Genomic DNA, 15,223 nt, shown 5'->3' on the forward strand with positions numbered 1-15,223 from the left:
TCGTGGCTCGTTTCGAGGACCGGAAGTCCAAGCGGCTCGCGGTGTCGCACGCGTTCCACTCGCCGCGGATGGACGGCATGCTCGCCGAGTTCCGCGCGGTGGCGGCGGGTCTGACCTTCCACGCGCCGGAGGTCTCCATCGTCTCCACGCTGACCGGCACCCTCGTCACGGCCGACGAGATCACCTCGCCGGACTACTGGGTGCGGCATGTCCGCGAGGCCGTGCGGTTCGCGGACGCGGTGCGGACGCTGGAGTCCGAGGGCGTGTCGACGTTCCTGGAGCTGGGGCCGGACGGCGTGCTGACCGCGATGGCCGCGGAGACCGCGGGCCGGGCGCGGCTGGTCCCGTCGCTGCGCAAGGACCGCGACGAGGTGCGGGCGGTCGTCGGCGCGCTCGGCGCGGTGCACACCAGCGGCGTGCCGGTCGACTGGGCCGCGTTCTTCGCCGGGTCCGGCGCGAGCCGGATCCCGTTGCCCACCTACGCCTTCCAGCGCGAGCGCTACTGGGTCGACGGCGGCCCGGCCACGCAGGACGTGACCTCGGCCGGGCTCGGCTCGGCGGACCACCCGCTGCTCGCCGCCGTGCTGTCCGCGCCCGGCGGCGGAGTGCTGTTCACCGCCCGCCTCTCGCTGGCGGGCCACGCCTGGCTCGGCGACCACGTCGTCGCCGGATCCGTCGTGGTGCCGGGCACCGCGCTCGTGGAGCTGGCGATCCGCGCGGGCGACGAGCTCGGCTGCGGGCACCTGGAGGAGCTGCTGCTGCAGGCGCCGCTCGTGCTGCCCCCGCAGGGCGCGCTCACGCTGTGCGTCTCGGTCACCGAGCCGGACGCCGCCGCCCGCCGCGCGGTCACGGTGTACTCCCGGCAGGACGCGGGCGAGTGGACGACGCACGCGGTCGGCGCGCTGACCGACGAGCACGTCGCCGCGGGCTTCGCGCTGTCCACCTGGCCGCCCGAGGACGCCGAACCCCTTGAGCTGGGCACCATCTACGCCGACCTCGCCGAGGCCGGGCTGTCCTACGGGCCGGTGTTCCGCGGCCTGAAGGCGGCCTGGCGCTCCGGCGACGACCTGTACGCCGAGGTCGGGCTGCCGGACGCCGAACACCGCGCCGCGGGCCAGTTCGGCGTGCACCCGGCCCTGCTGGACTCCGTGCTGCACGCGCTCGGCCTGGACGCCGACAAGGGCGAGGGCTCGCTGCCGTTCTCCTGGAACGGCGTCAGCCTCTACGCCGCGGGCGCCACGACGTTGCGCGCCAGGATCTCCCCCACCGGACAGGGAGGCGCGGTCTCGATCAGCGTCGCCGACGGCGGGGGCGCCCCGGTCGCGCGGATCGACTCGCTGGTGCTGCGCCCCATCGGCGGCAGCCTGAAGTCCGTCGGTGGCAAGGCCGACGCGCTGTTCCGCGTCGACTGGACCGCGCTGCCGTCGGAGAACGCGGGCAGCACCGCGGCGACCGCCACCCTGCGCGTTCCCGACGGCGACGCCCGCGAGGTGACCGCCCGCGTGCTGGCCGACCTCCAGACCCACCTCGCAGGCGAGGCGGTGGTCGTCGTGGTCACCAGCGGCGCCGTGGCCGTGCTGCCCGGTGAGGACGTGCCGAACCTGGCGCACGCCGCCGTGTCCGGTCTGGTGCGGGCGGCGCAGTCCGAGCACCTGAACCGGATCGTGCTCGTGGACGCCGACGTGCCGGACGAGGTCGACGCGGCCGCCGTGGTCGGGTGCGGGGAGAGCGAGATCGCGTTCCGCGGTGGGAAGGCGTTCGCGCCCAGGCTCACCCGTGCGTTCGCCGGGACGGTTCCGGCGTTCGACGGTGACGGCGCGTGGCGGATGGACTTCACCGAGCAGGGCACGGTCGACAACCTGATCACGATCCCCTGGCCCGACGCCGAACGTGAGTTGGAGCCGCACGAGGTGCGGATCGCGGTGCGGGCGGCCGGGGTCAACTTCCGCGACGTGATGAACGCCCTGGGCATGTACCCCGGCGACGCCGGCCTGATGGGCCTGGAAGCCGCCGGCGTCGTGTTGGGTGTCGGGTCCGCGGTGGTGGGGTTGGCGCCGGGTGATCGGGTGATGGGCATGATGGACGCCGCGTTCGGCCCCGTCGCCGTGGCCGACCACCGCATGGTCTGCCCCATGCCCGCCGGCTGGACCTTCACCGAAGCCGCCGGCGTGCCCCTCGTCTTCCTCACCGCCCTGTACGGGTTGGGTGACCTGGCCGGGTTGTCGGCGGGGGAGTCGGTGCTGATCCACGCCGCCGCGGGCGGGGTGGGCATGGCCGCCACCCAGGTCGCCCGCCAGTTGGGTGCCGAGGTCTACGGCACCGCCTCCACCGGCAAGTGGCACGTCCTGCGCGCCGCGGGCATCCCCGAGGACCACATCGCCTCCTCCCGCACCACGGAGTTCGAACAGCAGTTCACCACCGCCACCAACGGGCACGGGGTCGACGTGGTGCTGGATGCGTTGTCCGGCGAGTTCGTGGATGCCTCCCTGCGCCTGGTCGGCCTCGGCGGGGCCGGTCGGTTCGTGGAGATGGGCAAGACGGACGTGCGCGACATCGACGAGGTCGCCACCCAGTACCCCGGTGTGCGCTACCGGGCCTTCGACCTGATCGAGGCCGGTCCGGACCGGATCCGGGAGATGCTCTACCAGCTCCACGACTGGTTCAGCGCCGGACACCTCACACCACTGCCGGTCACCACCTGGGACCTGCACCGGGCTCCCGAGGCGTTCCGCTACCTGGGGCAGGCCAAGCACATCGGCAAGGTCGTGCTCACGATCCCGGCCAAGGTGGAGGGCACGGTCCTGATCACCGGCGGCACCGGTGGCCTGGGCGCCGAACTCGCCCGCCACCTGGTCACCCGACATGGCATCAAACACCTCGTGCTCACCTCCCGCCGTGGTCTGGACGCCCCCGGCGCGGTCGAGTTGGTGGAGGAGTTGGACGCCCGGGTCGATGTGGTGGCGTGTGACGTGTCCGACCGGGACGCGTTGGAGGCCGTGGTCGCCGGGATTCCGGATTTGCACGGGGTCGTGCACACCGCGGGTGTGCTGGCCGACGGCATCCTGGAATCCTTGACCCCGGAGCGGATCGATGCGGTGTTCGGGCCGAAGGTGGACGCGGCCTGGCACCTGCACGAGCTGACCCGTGACCGTGATCTGGCGATGTTCGTGCTGTTCTCCTCCTCGGCGGGGTTGTTGGGGTCGCCGGGGCAGGCGAACTACGCGGCGGCCAACACCTACCTCAACGGGTTGGCGGCTCATCGTCGTGCCGCGGGGTTGCCGGGTATCGCGTTGGACTGGGGGTTGTGGGACCAGAGCGCGGGGATGGGCGCGGGGCTGTCCAAGGTGGACCTCGCCCGCATGGCCCGCGCCGGGATGCCCGCCCTGTCCGTACCGGAAGGCCTCGGCCTGTTCGACTCCGCGCTGGTGCTCGACGAACCGGTGACCGTCCCGATCAAGCTGGACCTGGGTTCGCTGCGCTCGGCCAAGGGCGACCTGCACCCGGTGCTGCGCGGCCTGGTCCGCGTCCCGGTCCGCCGGGCGGCCGCCGGTGGTGGCGCGGAGACCTCGCAGTGGACGCGGCGGCTGGCGTCGTTGAGCCCGGCCGAGCAGGACGACCTGCTGCTGGACGTGGTCCGCGGCCAGGTCGCCGTCGTGCTTGGCTTCTCGTCGGCCCAACAGGTCCAAGCGGGCCGCGGCCTGGTGGACATGGGTCTGGACTCCCTGTCCGCCGTCGAGCTGCGCAACACCCTCAGCGCCGCCACCGGACTCCGACTGCCCGCCACCGTCGTCTTCGACTACCCCACCCCGCAAGCGCTTGCCGGTCACCTTCGCGTCGAGCTGGCCGACACCGCCGAGAGCCCGGCGACGCAGGTCGTGGCCGCGAGCGTCGGGTCGGACGAGCCGATCGCGATCGTCTCGATGGCCTGCCGCCTCCCCGGCGGCGTCCGCTCCCCCGAAGACCTCTGGGACCTCGTCTCCACCGGCCGCGACGCGATCACGCCGCTACCGGTGGACCGCGGCTGGGCGTTGCAGGACTTCGACTTCGACGTCGCGGGCGGCGGTTTCGTCGACCACGCCACGGACTTCGACCCGGCGTTCTTCGGCATCTCGCCCCGCGAGGCCCTGGCGATGGACCCCCAGCAGCGGCTGCTGCTGGAGACCACCTGGGAGGCGTTCGAACGCGCCGGGCTCGACCCGACGACCGTGCGCGGCAGCAACGCCGGTGTCTTCATCGGCGGCAGCGCGACCGACTACGGCGACAGCGCGCAGATCCCCGAGGAACTGGCCGGGATGCTGCTCACCGGCAGCACGCCGAGCGTCATGTCCGGCCGCATCGCCTACACGTTCGGCCTCGAAGGCCCCGCCCTCACCGTCGACACCGCCTGCTCGTCCTCGCTGGTCGCGCTGCACCTGGCGGCGCAGGCCCTGCGCAACGGCGAGTGCGACCTCGCGCTGGCGGGCGGCGTGATGGTCCTCGCCACCCCGGCCCTGTTCGCCGAGTTCGCCAAGCAGAGCGGCCTGTCCGTGGACGGGCGCTGCAAGGCGTTCTCGGCCGAGGCCGACGGCACCGGCTGGGCCGAGGGCGTCGGCGTGCTGCTCGTCGAACGCCTGTCCGACGCCCAGCGCAACGGCCACGACGTCCTCGCCGTCGTCCGCGGCTCCGCCGTCAACCAGGACGGTGCCTCCAGCACCCTGACCGCGCCCAACGGCCCGTCGCAGCAACGCGTGATCCGCCAGGCACTCGCCAACTCCGGACTGTCCACAACGGACATCGACGTCGTCGAAGCGCACGGCACCGGCACCAAGCTCGGCGACCCCATCGAGGCCCAGGCCGTCCTCGCCACCTACGGCCAGGACCGCGAACACCCCGTCCTGCTCGGCTCCCTCAAGTCCAACATCGGCCACGCCCAGTCCGCCGCGGGCGTCGCCGGGGTCATCAAGATGGTCCAGGCGATCCGGCACGGCATCGCGCCCAAGACCCTGCACGTCAACGAGCCGTCCCCGCACGTGGACTGGACGTCCGGCGCGGTCGAGCTGCTCACCGACGCGCGGGCGTGGCCCGAGCACGACCGCCCGCGCCGCGCGGGGGTGTCCGCGTTCGGCATCGGCGGCACGAACGCCCACCTCATCCTCGAACAGGCTCCCGAGGCCGCGAACAGCCGCTTCGGAAGTCCTTCCCGGTCCGCAGGTGCCACCCGCACGCCGGTGCCGCTGGTGCCGGTGGTGCTGGTGCCGGTGGTGCTGTCCGGCAGGTCACCGGAGGCGCTGCGCGCCCAGGCCGACCAGGTCGCCGCGCTGGCGCCGTCGACCGACCTGGCGGACCTGGGCCTGTCGCTGGCCACCACCAGGGCGCGGTTCGAGCACCGCGCGGTCGTGGTCGCCGAGGACCAGGACGACCTGGTCGCCCGACTGGACTCCCTCAAGGCCGCCGAGGCCGCGCCGGGTGCCCTGCTGGCCGTGCTGTTCACCGGCCAGGGCAGCCAGCGGATCGGGATGGGACACCAGCTCCACTCCACCTACCCCGCCTACGCGCGGGCGTTCGACGCGGTGTGCGAGCGGTTCGGCCCCGGCCTGCGCGAGGCGCTGACCGACCCGGACCTGCTCGACCGCACCGAGTTCACCCAGCCCGCGCTGTTCGCCGTCGAGGTCGCCCTCTACCGGCTGGTCGAGTCCTGGGGTGTCGTGCCGGACTTCGTGGCGGGCCACTCCATCGGCGAGCTGGCCGCCGCCCACGTCGCCGGGGTGCTCTCGCTGGAGGACGCCGCCGAGCTGGTGACCGCCCGCGGCAGGCTGATGCAGGCGCTGCCGACCGGTGGCGCGATGATCTCCCTCCAGGCGGCCGAGGACGAGGTGCTCCCCCACCTCACCGACCGGTGCGCCATCGCCGCCGTCAACGGCCCCGGCTCGGTCGTCGTGTCCGGCGACGAGGACGCGGTGGAGCGGGTCGCCGCCGCGTTCGGCGACCGGAAGTCCAAGCGGCTCAGCGTGTCCCACGCGTTCCACTCCCCCCGCATGGACGACATGCTGGCCGAGTTCCTGGTCGCCGCGAAGGGCGTCGAGTACCGACCGCCGCGCATCCCGGTGGTCTCGACGCTGACCGGACGCGTCGCTACGACCGAGGAGATCACCTCGCCGGAGTACTGGGTCCGGCACGTCCGCGAGACCGTCCGGTTCGCCGACGCGGTCACCGCGCTGGAGGACGGGGGCGCGACCGCGTTCCTGGAGCTGGGGCCCGACGCCGTGCTCACCGCGATGGCCGCCGAGAGCGTGCGCGGCGCCGTGGTCGTGGCCGCGCTGCGCGGCGACCGGCCGGAACCGCGCACGCTGCTGGAGGCGGTCGGCGAGGTGCACGCCCACGGCGTGGCCGTCGACTGGTCGTCGCTGTTCGACGGCTCCGGCGCCGGCCGCGTCGACCTGCCCACCTATCCGTTCCAGCACGAGCGCTTCTGGCTCGACGCCACCCCGACCGCGACCGCGGAGTCGGAGGTGGACGCGAAGTTCTGGGCCGCCGTCGAACAGCAGGACCTGGCCTCGCTGGCGGGTCTCGACCTGTCGGCCGACCTGCCGCTGCGCGACGTGCTGCCCGCCCTGTCGGCCTGGCGGCGCGGCCGTCGCGAGCAGTCCACTGTGGACGGCTGGCGCTACCGGGTGCGCTGGCAGCCGGTCGACCCCGGCCCGGCCGCCGCCTTCGGCCGTTGGCTGGTCGTCGCCGACCCGCACGACTCCGCGCTGCTGTCCGGCCTCGCCGCCCACGGCCTCGACGTCGTCCCGCTCGACGCGGGCACCGAACGGGCCGCGCTGGCGAAAGCCCTGTCGGACGCAGGTCCGGTGGACGGCGTGCTGTCCCCTTCGCACGACTCGGTCGCCACCCTCGTGCTGGTCCAGGCACTGGGCGACGCCGGCGTCGACGCGCCGCTGTGGTGCCTGACCCGCGGTGCCGTGTCGACCGGCAACGACCACGTCGACCCCGTGCGCGCCGCGCTGTGGGGCCTCGGCCGGGTCGTCGCGCTGGAGCACCCGGAACGCTGGGGCGGCCTGGTCGACCTGCCCGCCTCGGTGGACTCCGACGCGCTGGACCGGCTCATCGCCGTGCTCGCGGGCACCGAGGACCAGGTGGCCATCCGACCCACCGGCGTGTTCGCCCGCCGCCTGGCCCACGCGCCCGCCCGCGACAACGCGGCGGAGTGGACACCCGGCGGCACCGTCCTGATCACCGGTGGCACCGGCGCGCTCGGCGGGCACGTCGCCCGCTGGCTCGCGGGCGCGGGCGTCGACCACCTCGTGCTCACCTCCCGCCGCGGCGCGGACGCACCCGGCGCGACCGAGCTGACCGCCGAGCTGGAGGCACTGGGCGCACGGGTCACGGTCGCCGCGTGCGACATGACCGACCGCGCCGCCGTGGCCGCCGTCGTGGCGGAACACCCGCCCACGGCGGTGTTCCACGCCGCCGGGACCGAACTGGTCCGCATGATCGACGAGCACGACCCCGCCGAGTTCGACGCGGTGCTGGCGGCCAAGATCACCGGCGCCCGGCACCTGGACGAGCTGGTCGGCGACGTGGCCGCGTTCGTGCTGTTCTCCTCGATCTCGGCCACCTGGGGCAGCGGCGCGCAGGCCGCCTACTCCGCGGCCAACGCCGCGCTGGACGGCCTCGCCGAGGCCCGCTCGGCCCGCGGTGCCGCCGCGCTGTCGGTGGCCTGGGGCCCGTGGGCCGGTGGCGGCATGGCCGACGCCGAGGCCACCGAGCAGCTCCGGCTCCGCGGTGTGGCGGCGCTTCCCGCCGAACGCGCGGTGGCGGCGTTGCGGGAGTCGTTGGCGCAGAAGGACGTCACGGTCACCGTGGCCGACGTCGACTGGGAGCGGTTCGCCGCCGTGTTCACCGCGGCCAGGCCGAGCCCGCTGCTCCAGGACCTCCCCGAGGTGCACCAGGCCCCGCGGGTCGCGGGCCCCGACCGGGCGGACCTGCTGGGCGAGCTGGCCGCGCTGAACCCGATGGAGCAGGACCGGATGCTGATGGACCTGGTCCGGTCGCGGGTCGCGGCGGTGCTCGGCCACAGCGGGATCGACGCCGTGCAGCCGGACCGGGCGTTCAGCGAGCTCGGCTTCGACTCGCTCAGCGCCGTGGAGCTCCGCGACTCCCTCGGTTCCTCCACCGGACTGCCGCTGCCCGCCACGCTGACCTACGACTACCCCACCTCGACCGCGCTGGTCGAGTACCTGCGCGCCCAGCTGGAGCTCGACGACAAGGTGCTCACGCCGGTCCTGGACGAGCTGGACCTGCTGGAGAACGCCGTCGCCACGACCGAGCTGGACCCGGAGGCGCGGGCGACCGTGGTGGCCAGGCTGCAGGCGCTGCTCTCCCGCTGCACCCCCACCGGTGACGGGTCGGTCAGCATCACCGACAAGCTCGACGCCGCCGACGACGACGAGATGTTCGCCCTCATCGACCAGGAGTTCGGTGCCTAGGGCGTGTGTCGAAGTCTCGTTCGATGGGAGTCGCGCCTGAGGTGGTTCCTGGCGGTGCGGCCGACTGGCCCGCATACCGCTGTTGTATGCGGGCCAGTCGGCCGTGCCCCCAGGAACCACCTCAGGCCCGGCTACCGTGAACACGGACTTCGATACACGCCCTAGCCGCGGGGTTCCCAGCGGAAGACCCTGGTGGCCGCGAAGTACCCGACGGCGGTCCAGGCGGCCAGCGCGGCGACCGCCACCGGCACGTGCTCGGTCGACCCGCCCCAGGCCGCCTTCACCAGCTCGGCGATCTGGCCGCCGGGCAGCGCGAGCATGCGCAGGTCCACCGGGTCGGACACCATCGTCCAGGCCGCGCCGCCGAACAGCGTGAAGAAGAACGGCGCCGTCGTGATCTGCCCCAGCTCCGCGGTGGACGTGATGGCGGTCGTGGCGACCCCCGCGGCGCAGCACATCGCCACGCCGCCCACCACCGCGAGCACCAGCAGCAGCGGGCGGTCCGGCAGCGGCGCGCCCGCCGCCGTGCTCATCCCCAGCAGCAGCGCGGTCTGCACGAGGCCGAGCAGCGCGATGGGCACCAGCAGGCCGACGACCACCGTGGCGTCCGAGGCCTCGCCGGTGCGCAGCCGCTTGAGGTAGAGGTCCTGGCGGCGGGCCACCAGCGACGTCGTGACGGTCATGTAGACGGTGAACCCGAGCATCAGCACGAGCTGCACCGTGATGGTGAACGTCCACTCCAGCACCTCGTTCGTCAGCAGCAGCGCGCCGATCAGCAGCGGGGTCACCACGGCGATCCCGGCGGCGGTCTTGTTGCGCAGCAACAGCTTCAGCTCGGTGCGGCCCAGGGCGAGGATCATCGGGACATCGCCTTCTCGTCGGTGCGGACGGCGTGGAACACGTCCTCAAGGGAGGCGTGGTTGGCGCGCAGGCCGGTCAGCGCGCGGCCGTCGCGGCGGGCCCAGTCGAGCAGGTCGCCGAGGTCGCGCTGCAGCTCGCCGGTGCGCACCTCGACCCGGCCTGCGGGGTGGTGCACGACGTCGCCCGCCAGGATCGGGAGCGCGCAGACGTCGAACCCGGCGGGCACGTCGAACGAGATCCGGGCGGGCTGCCGCGCCAGCACGTCGGCCACCCGGCCGGACACCGCGATCCGGCCCTCGCTCATGATGGCGATCCGGTGCGCGAGCGACTCGGCCTCCTCCAGGTAGTGCGTGGTCAGCACGATCGTCGTGCCCCCGTCGAGCAGTCCGCGCACGACCTCCCAGACCCGTTGCCGCGACTCCGGGTCGAGCCCGGTGGTCGGCTCGTCGAGGAACAGCACCTCCGGCCGCCCGAGCGTGGCCAGCAGCAGGTCGAGCCTGCGCCGCTCGCCGCCGGAGAGCTGCTTGATGCGGACGTCCACGCGGTGGACGAGGTCCAGCGCCTCGACCGCCTCGGCGGCGTCCGACGCGCGGCTGCTGGTGGACCGCCAGAACGCGACCATCTCGCCGACCGTCAGGTCACCGGGGAAACCGCTGTCCTGCAACATGATCCCGACCTTCGGCCGGATGGCGCGGCGGTCGGCGAGCGGGTCCGCGCCGAGCACCCTGATGGTGCCGCCGGTGGTCGCCCGCAGCCCCTCCACCGCTTCCATGGTGGTCGTCTTGCCCGCGCCGTTGGTGCCGAGCAGACCGAACAGCTCGCCGCGCGCCACCTCGAAGTCGACCCCTCGCACGGCTTCGAAGTCACCGTAGGAGCACCGCAGCCCCTCGACCTGGATCACCGGATTCGCCATGTCCACCATGGTGGTCACCGCCCACTCGGACGCGTAGTGCCGGAGAACACCGGTTCCGGTGACAAATGTCAGCAGACGCCGGACGGGCCCGGTCCGTAGGTTCGACACGTGAGCAACCCGATGCACCGGCTGCGCCAGTACACCTGGGCCTCGTTGGGCATGGGTCCGGTCATGGTGCTGTGCGCCGGGGTGGTGGACCTCGGCCTGGTCCGGCACGGGCTCCTCACGACGGTCGGGCTCGCACTCGCGCTCGTCGTGGTCTTCGCGCAGCACACGAGGTACCTGCGGCTGGTGGTCCGCGGCACGGGTCCGGACGGCCGGTGGCCGGAGCACCTCGCGACGTTCGCGGTCGCGCTGGCGTCGTGGGGAGTGGTGTCGGCCTCCGCGTCGGGCAGCGGGCTGTGGTGCCTGGTGCCCGCCGCCGTGATCGGTCACGTGGTGCTGCTCACCCCGCGCCCCACCCGCTGGTACGTCGTGGTCGTGGGAACCGCGGCGACGATCGCCGTGGCGGCCGCGTGCCGCGGGGACTTCGGGCTCCCCGGCCTGCTCATGACCCTCATCCCGGTGCTGACGCTGGTGTTCACCGACGTGCTGTCGCTGTGGTTCTGGCTGCTGGTCCAGGACCTCGACCGGGCGCACGACACGGCAAGGGCGCTCGCCGTGGCCGAGGAGCGGCTGCGATTCGCCGCGGACCTGCACGACATCCAGGGCCACCACCTCCAGGTCATCGCGCTGAAGGGCGAGCTCACCGAACGGCTCATCGGCCGCGACGACGAGACGGCCCGCAAGCACGCGGGCGAGATAGCCGACCTGGCGCGCACGGCGCTGGAGGAGACGCGCGGCGTCGTGCAGGGGTACCGGCGGGCGAGCCTGGGCACCGAGATCACCAACGCGGTCGGGATCCTGGCCGCGGCGGGGATCACGACCAGCGTCGAGGGCGACGCGGGTGACGTGCCCGCACCGCTGCAGCCGCTGTTCGGCGCGCTGGTGCGGGAGGGGACGACGAACGTGCTGCGGCACAGCAGCGCACAACGGTGCACCGTGGCGATCTCGGTGCGGGAACGGGAAGTCCACGTGCGGTTGCACAACGACGGCGGGGCGGGCCGGTCGACGGCGGAGCCGGGGGCGGGACTGGCCGGTCTGCGGGAGCGGTTCGCCGCGGTCGGCGGCCGGGTCGAGGCGGGGGCGACCCCGGACGGGTTCGAGCTCGCCGGACGGGCAGGGGTGGGCCGGTGATCCGGGTGGTGCTGGCCGACGACGAGGACCTGATCCGGGGTGCGCTGGCGGCGCTGCTGGAACTGGAGGACGACATCACGGTCGTCGCGCAGGTGAGCGACGGGGACGCGGCGGTGGCCGCGGTGCGGGCGCACCGGCCGGACATCGCGGTGTTCGACCTGGAGATGCCGGGGCGCGACGGGGTGCGCGCCGCGGAGGCCGTGCGGGACGTCCCCGACCTCGTGGTGGTGCTCGTCACCCGGCACGCGCGGCCGGGCGTGTTGAAGCGCGCGCTGGCCGCCGGGGTGCGCGGATTCGTGCCGAAGACCACACCTGCGTCCCGGTTGGCGACGATCCTGAGGGACGTGCGGGCCGGGAGCAGGTACGTGGACTCGGAGATCGCGGCGGCCGCGTTGACGGAGGGTGCCTGCCCGCTCACCGCGCGCGAGCTCGAGGTGCTGCGGTACGCGCTGCCCGGCGGGCCGGTCGCGGGCATCGCGCGCGAGTCGAACCTGGCCGCCGGAACGGTGCGGAACTACCTCTCGTCGGCCATGATCAAACTCGACGTGAGCACCAGGCACGAAGCCGCCCGCCTGGCGTGGGAAGAGGGCTGGATCTGACGGGGTCCCGCTCGAGGAGCGGGACCCCGCCAGCTCCACTAGCAGCTAAGAACGCTTGCCTTCCAAGGCTTCCAACCCGAGCATCTCCAGCAGTCGCTGGCAGTCGTCGGCGTTGTCGGCGTGATCGGCCACCGTGCGGGCGGCCTTGCCGTTCTGGATCACCGTCTGGATCTTCTCGTCGGCGCGTGCCTCGGCCAACCGGTCGCGCTCACGCACAGGTCCGATTCGTCGTTCCGTGATCAAAGGTGCTCCTCATCCGGTTCCGGAATCGCCGCGGGGGAGAACGCGACTCCGGTTTGGCGCCCGCCCAACACCAGGTCAAGGTGTTGGCCGGTACCCACCGAGACTACGCCGTCGAGGTTGCGATGGGGAAACATCTGGCCGGATCGATACCTGCGGGTAACGTCGGACCGATCACTCAGCGTGCAGATCGAGGTCCCGCAGCTGGCCGCGCGAGGTGACGCCGAGCTTCGGGAACATCCGGTACAGGTGCGAGCCGACGGTGCGCGGGCTCAGGTGCAGCCGCACGCCGATCTCCCGGTTGCTGAAGCCGACCGCGGCCAGCTGCGCGACCTGCAACTCCTGCGGGGTAAGGGATCCGGCCTCGTCACCGGTCCGCTGAACCGATCCACCCGCGGCCCGCAGCTCGTTCCCGGCACGCCGGACCCACGCCGCCGCACCGATTCCGCGGTACAGCTCGACGGCGGTCTCCAGCTGGACGCGGGCCTCGACGGTCCGCTTGGCGCGCCGCAGCCACTCGCCGTAGAGCAGGCACGTCCTGGCGCGGATCGACGGCCGGTCCTGGCCGTCCTCAATGGACAGCGCGCGGCGGAAGTGCGGTTCGGGGTCGTCGCCCAGCAGCGCGCGGCAGTGGTGCAGCCGCTCCAGCGTCATCGCCCCGCCGCCCGCCCACCGCGCGAACAGGTCGAGGTGCTTCTCCCCGATCTCGGGCCTGCCGACCCGCACCGCCGCCTCGACCACGTCGGTGAGCGCGCCGAGCGTGATGAGCGGCTGGTCGCCCAGCCGGGACAGCCGGGCGAACGCCTCGACGGCGTCGCCTTCGCCCAGGGCGAGCGAGCCCAGCGCAGTCTGCGCGATGGTCGTGGCCAGGCGTTGGCGCAACGGGCCCGCGATGGCCAACGCGCGCTCGGCCAGCCGCGTGCACTCGGCGGCGTCACCGCGTCCGGCGGCGAACCTGGCGAGCAGCGCCAGCAGGGTGGCCGTCCACCCGCGTTGCCCGGTCTCGTAGGAGAACGCGACCCCTTCCTCGGCGTGCGCGACGCCTTCGGTCCACAGCCCGAGCCGGTAGTCGATGTCGGCCTGGTAGTACAGGAGCTCCGGCAGCGCGCCGCTCGCGCCGACCGCCCGCAGCCGGGTGCCCGCGACCTCCGCGAGCTTGCGCGCCTGCCGCTGGTCGGGGCCGAGCCAGCCGATCACGGCCGCCCACATCCACGTGCGGCCGCCGCTCTCCGGATGGCTCGCGGCGAGCTCCTCCGGCAGCGCCCACAGCTCGCGCGGCGTGATCTCGCCGTTCCCCAACGCCTTCGCCGCCCGCAGCGTCGCCGGTGAGCAGGCGAGCCCGGCGATCCGCTCGGTGGCGTCGAGCGCCGCGCCCATGTCGCCCGCGATGAACGCCGCACCGGAGGCGAGCGTGAACGTCCACGCGGCTTCCTCGGGGTCGGTCTCCGCCATCAGCTCGGCGCACCGCACGAGGTGGCTGTGCGCCACGGCCGGATCCCCGCTGTACAGCTCGATCGTCCCGTTGAGCTGGGCCAGGGTGACCGCCGGGACGGGGTCGGCCATCACCTCGTCCACCAGCGTCCTGGCCACCTCCGGCTGCCCCGAGTTCAGCGCGACGAACGCGGCGGTGACCAGCCTGCGGCGGCGGCCGTCGGCGGTCTCGCTCAGGTGCGCTGCCCGGCGCAGCACCGACACCGCCGCGGCCTCCCCGCCCCGGCGGCGGGCCGCGTCCGCACTGCGCTCCACGGCGTCGGCCAGCTCCTCGTCCGGTGCCGTCGCGGCGACCGCGCGGTGCCAGGTCGCCCGGTCGGTGTGCACGCCGAGCTGTTCGGCGACGGCCAGGTGCGCGGCTCGGCGGCGGTGGAACGTGGCTTCGGCGTAGACCGCGGACCGGACCAGCGGGTGCCGGAACCGCAGCTCCGCGCCCACCACGGCGAGCAGCCCGGAGTCCTCCGCGGCGCCCAGCGCGTCGTCGGGCAGGCCGAGCCGCGCGGCCGCGCCGAGCACGGTGTCCAGCTGCCCGGTGTCCTCGGCCGCGGCGACCAGCAGCAGCTCGCGGGCCGCGGCGGGCAGCGCGTCGGCCCGGCGCAGGAAAGCCTTGCGCACGCGGGCACCCAGCGGCACGGTGCCGGTCAGCGCGAAGTCCGCCACGAGCAGGCTCGGGTCGTCGTGGGCCGCGAGCTCCACCAGGGCAAGGGGATTCCCGCCCGTGGCGGCGAGCAGCGCGTCGCTCGGCCACTCCCAGCCGTGGTCGGCCAGCAGCCGCGCCGCGTCCGGCTTGGGCAGCCCGGCCAGCTCCAGCCGCGGCAGGTCGGAGGTGTCCACTGTGGAGTCCCGGACCGCCAGCAGCACGACCACCGGATCGGTCACCAGCCTGCGGCAGGCGAACAGCAGCGCCGCGGCCGACGCCCGGTCCACCCACTGGAGGTCGTCCACCACGACGAGCAGCGGCCGTTCCGCCGCCGCCAGGCCGAGCAGCGTGACCAGTGCCGCCGACACGACGAAGTCCGACGCCGGGGCGTCGGTGACGCCGAGCGCCCCGCGCAGCGCGTCGGCCTGCGCGGCGGGCAGCGCGTCCACGTGCCGCAGGACCGGGCGGAGCAGCTGGTGCAGCCCGCTGAACGCCTGCGCCACCTCCGACTCCACCCCCGCGCACCCCAGCACGAGCATCCCGGCCGCCCCGGCGACCGCGTCCCGCAACAACGTGCTCTTGCCGATCCCGGCCTCGCCGCGCAGCACCAGCACCCCGCTGTCACCGGCCAGCGCGTCCGCCAGCAGGACCGCGATCGCGTCCCGCTCCGCCCGACGCCCGTGGATCACGCACCGACTCTAGGGCGTGTATCGAGGTCCGTGTTCGCGGTAGCCGGGCCGACTCCCATCGAACGAGACTTCGACACACGCCCTAG

7 protein-coding genes are annotated in these 15,223 nt (G+C 73.8%); 3 read left to right on the forward strand and 4 right to left on the reverse strand.

Annotated elements, in window-relative coordinates; translation table 11 throughout:
- Positions 1-2 precede the first annotated feature (2 nt).
- Positions 3-8,468 (forward strand): type I polyketide synthase, encoded by an 8,466-nt coding sequence (locus tag CLV43_RS34000; RefSeq protein WP_106192536.1) that lies wholly within the window; start codon positions 3-5, stop codon positions 8,466-8,468.
- Positions 8,469-8,629: 161 nt separating this feature from the next.
- Here CLV43_RS34000 and CLV43_RS34005 read toward each other — a convergent pair whose 3' ends face one another.
- Positions 8,630-9,328, reverse strand: a complete 699-nt coding sequence (locus CLV43_RS34005; protein ID WP_106192538.1) for an ABC transporter permease — start codon at positions 9,326-9,328, stop codon at positions 8,630-8,632.
- Positions 9,325-10,242, reverse strand: a complete 918-nt coding sequence (locus tag CLV43_RS34010) for an ABC transporter ATP-binding protein (protein ID WP_106193002.1) — start codon at positions 10,240-10,242, stop codon at positions 9,325-9,327. Before CLV43_RS34010 ends, CLV43_RS34005 begins: the two co-directional genes overlap by 4 nt.
- Positions 10,243-10,350: 108 nt before the next feature.
- On the opposite strand from CLV43_RS34010, the gene CLV43_RS48705 reads away from it, so the two are divergent.
- Both CLV43_RS48705 and CLV43_RS34020 read left to right on the forward strand, forming a co-directional pair.
- Entirely contained in the window at positions 10,351-11,478 is a 1,128-nt protein-coding gene (locus CLV43_RS48705) for a sensor histidine kinase (RefSeq protein WP_245887172.1), read from the forward strand.
- Positions 11,475-12,077 (forward strand): response regulator transcription factor, encoded by a 603-nt coding sequence (locus CLV43_RS34020; protein WP_106192540.1) that lies wholly within the window; start codon positions 11,475-11,477, stop codon positions 12,075-12,077. Before CLV43_RS48705 ends, CLV43_RS34020 begins: the two co-directional genes overlap by 4 nt.
- Positions 12,078-12,122: 45 nt before the next feature.
- Here CLV43_RS34020 and CLV43_RS47295 read toward each other — a convergent pair whose 3' ends face one another.
- Positions 12,123-12,320 (reverse strand): hypothetical protein, encoded by a 198-nt coding sequence (locus CLV43_RS47295; RefSeq protein ID WP_146175007.1) that lies wholly within the window; start codon positions 12,318-12,320, stop codon positions 12,123-12,125.
- Positions 12,321-12,491: 171 nt separating this feature from the next.
- The gene (locus CLV43_RS50170; protein ID WP_106192542.1) at positions 12,492-15,137 is read right to left on the reverse strand and encodes an ATP-binding protein; all 2,646 of its coding nucleotides are present in this window, start codon (positions 15,135-15,137) and stop codon (positions 12,492-12,494) included.
- Positions 15,138-15,223 lie beyond the last annotated feature (86 nt).

The sequence above is a fragment of the Umezawaea tangerina genome (assembly GCF_003002815.1).
In the GTDB taxonomy this organism is placed as follows: Bacteria; Actinomycetota; Actinomycetes; order Mycobacteriales; family Pseudonocardiaceae; genus Umezawaea; species Umezawaea tangerina.

Coding starts and splice junctions, on each gene's coding strand:
- CLV43_RS34005 (WP_106192538.1), bottom strand. CDS start 9,328: ATGATCCTCGCCCTGGGCCGCACCGAGCTGAAGCTGTTGCTGCGCAAC.
- CLV43_RS34010 (WP_106193002.1), bottom strand. CDS start 10,242: ATGGCGAATCCGGTGATCCAGGTCGAGGGGCTGCGGTGCTCCTACGGT.